The 3204-nt window shown below is 45.1% G+C and carries 2 protein-coding genes; one reads left to right on the top strand and one right to left on the bottom strand.

The window, feature by feature from the left end; translation table 11 throughout:
- Positions 1–413: response regulator (locus WB217_RS03690; protein WP_423990747.1), on the bottom strand; the 413-nt coding region annotated here is incomplete at its 3' end.
- Between the two features lie 318 nt (positions 414–731).
- On the opposite strand from WB217_RS03690, the gene WB217_RS03685 reads away from it, so the two are divergent.
- On the top strand, positions 732–2903 hold the full coding sequence (locus WB217_RS03685) for an EAL domain-containing protein (RefSeq protein ID WP_423990745.1): 2172 nt from the start codon (positions 732–734) through the stop codon (positions 2901–2903).
- Positions 2904–3204 lie beyond the last annotated feature (301 nt).

The raw sequence follows: 3204 nt of genomic DNA, 5'->3' as shown, positions 1-3204 counted from the left end.
TGCTTCTTATGCCAGTCTTTTTCATATTTCAGCCTTAGAGCGACCCTGATTCGCGCCAGCAGCTCGGTCTTATTGATGGGCTTCATCAAATAATCCATCCCGCCGGCATCAAGCGCTTCAACTACCTTGGCGGAATCCTCCAAAGCGGTAACAAAGATGACGGGGATGTCCTTTATATGGGGGATTTGCTGGAGCCGCCTGCATGCGTCGATTCCGTCCACCTCAGGCATCATGATGTCCATCAGAATACAATCCACCTGCTCAGCGACGATATAGGGATTGTCTGATTCCAGGTACCCAAAAAGATCATGTGCTGAAGTAAATGAAAGAAGGTCTGTATAGCCAGCCCTATTCAAAAGTTTTTCAATCACAAATAAATTTGCTTCATTGTCATCAACAATCAAAATCCCCATTATGTAATACCCCTCAATCTCTATTTCAACTCACCTTAAATTAAATAACATATTTATATACCCAGCAAGAAATCGGCTTAAACCTTTTTTCGGAGAAAATGTGGTGGGTGGAACATGTGTGGAACATGGGGACGGTTCTCGTGTTCTGGAAAAGTTCATTTTGGTATGTCCCAATGTTCTTCCTGTTATGAACGCCCGCTCATTTTGTAAGGATATTCCATTGAAAACTGGGGCTTTTTACCCGATATATATGGATATAAGTGTAAAAATTTTTATTGTATCTACGATATTGGTTTGGATGGGATTGGTGGGTTCTGAATGCGGGCTGATTTAAGTGGCAGTTTTAATATAGGTGTTTATAAATCGTTATTTGATTACAATCATGATGCTTGTTATGCGGTGGATATGGATGGGAATTTCACGTTATTCAATGAAGAGGCTGTGGCGATTACGGGGTATTCGCCACAAGAAGCTTTTGAGATGAATTTTGTTTCGATCGTTCATGAGGATTATCTGCAGGAAACGATTGAGCACTTTCGGCGGGTGACAGGTGGGACTCGGGAGCGATTTGAAACGGCGATTTTGAAAAAGGATAGCGGGGAACGGGTTGATTTACTGCTGACCGTTGTCCCAATCTTGGTTGATGGTGGAACCATAGGAGCGGTAGGGTGCGCGCAGGATGTCACAAAGCAGAAGGAGCTTGAAGCGCTGTTAAGCGGGCAGAATCGAATTCTGGAGATGATCGCGACGGGTGCTTCTTTTCAAGAAGTCCTCGACCAAATCATCTTACTGATGGAAAGGTTCATGAATGGGGCACGCTGCTCCATTATGATTGCCGATCAAGAAGGGAATAGGCTTATGCATGGTTCGTCGCCAAGTCTGCCGGATGAATATAATGCAGCTGTAAATGGCATCCCGATTGGACTATCGGTAGGCTCCTGTGGGACGGCCGCGTATTTAAGGCGTTCGGTCACCGTTACGGATATCGGGACGGATCCTTTATGGGCTGATTATCGGGATTTTGCGTTATCCTTCGGCTTAAAGGCCTGTTGGTCATCTCCGCTTTTTGATGTTGATCAACGAGTGATTGGAACGTTCGGCCTTTATTATGACCATTCAAGTTCTCCACGTGAAAAAGATATGCAAATGATCCAGAAAGCAACGGACCTTACCAGCCTGGCGATCCAGCATTACCGGGCAAAAGAGAAAATTAACTTCATGGCATACCATGATGCCCTGACCGGGTTGCCAAATCGGAGGCTGTTTGACCAAAGAGTCCAGGCAGCATTAGCGAAAACAAATGTGAGCGAAGGCGAGAAACTGTGCTTGATGTTCCTGGATCTCGACCGTTTTAAAATTGTTAACGACTCCCTTGGCCACACAATGGGCGACAAACTATTAAGATATGTTTCTGAAAATCTGAAAAAATGTATTGGCAATGAAGCCGTGATTTCAAGACAGGGCGGGGATGAGTTCGCGATTCTGCTGGAGCATACTACGAAGGAAGAGGCAAAAGCAGTCGCTGATCGAATCCTGAATACCATGTCTGAACTTTTTCTGATTGATGGAACAGAAGTCTACATCACTACCAGTGTAGGGATGAGCTTTTATCCTGATGATGGAGAGGATTTGGGTGTTCTTTTAAGTAAAGCGGATATTGCGATGTATCAGGCAAAGAAGCAAGGGAGAAATAACTATCAATCGTATGATATCTTGCTGGATAAACAGGCGTTTGAAAAACTGCAAATTGAAAATGAGCTGAGGAAGGCGCTCGAGCGTAACGAATTTGAACTGCATTATCAGCCAATCTTCCAACTTTGCAGCAACAAAATAGTCGGAGCGGAAGCTCTCCTCCGCTGGAAAAATGAAAAAGTCGGCAGCGTACCGCCTCAAGCATTCATCCCGATCGCCGAAGAAACCGGGTTGATTGTGCCGATTGGAGAATGGGTGTTAAAGACGGCCTTGCTTCAGCTGAAAAGCTGGCGCTTAGAAGGGATGGAACCCTTAACGATTTCCGTGAATTTATCCGTGCGCCAATTTTACCAGCCGAAACTCATTCAAATGATCAGGGAGACGCTTCAGGAAACAGGCGTCGATCCTTGCTGCCTGACCATTGAGATTACTGAAAGCATGACGATGGACGTCGAAGCAGCAAGCTTCATTCTTCATGAGCTGAAAAAGCTCGGCGTGAACATTTCGATTGATGACTTTGGGACAGGCTACAGCTCGCTGAATTACTTGAAGCGATTCCCGATCGATCATTTGAAAATCGACCGCAGCTTCATTCAGGATATCGCCAACAACAAAAGTGACGAAAACATCGCCACCACCATCATCCTGATGGCCCATAACCTGGGACTATCCGTCATCGCAGAAGGCGTCGAAACCCAAGAACAACTAGCACTGCTCAAGCACCACAAATGCAACGAAGCCCAAGGGTACCTCTTCAGCAAACCAGTCCCTGCCGAACAATTCCCGACACGTGGGTAACATCGGGAAATAGGGAAGGTTCTTGTGCTTCATTTTTTTTGGTAAAAAAAGGGGAAGGTCCTCGTGCTTCATTTTTAAGTTGAATTAGGGGGAAGGTCCTCATGTTTTTGTGTGAAATTTGCTTGAAAATGTATTCAGGTTAACCCATCTAGAAGAATTTTTGAGAGATAAGGCCCTTTGCCATGGATATTTAATATGAAAATCGAGACAGGTGCCCATGCTTGTCTCTTTTTTTTATGGGTGCGGGAAGATTTATTGGCGAACTGGAAATTTGGGTCGTTTTTTTCCAGTTGGGGACGGC

It is taken from the genome of Mesobacillus sp., assembly GCF_049588175.1.
Taxonomy (GTDB): domain Bacteria; phylum Bacillota; class Bacilli; order Bacillales; family Cytobacillaceae; genus Mesobacillus.
The sequence above is the reverse complement of the archived record's forward strand: the minus strand, read 5'-3'. Positions and strand labels throughout refer to the sequence as shown.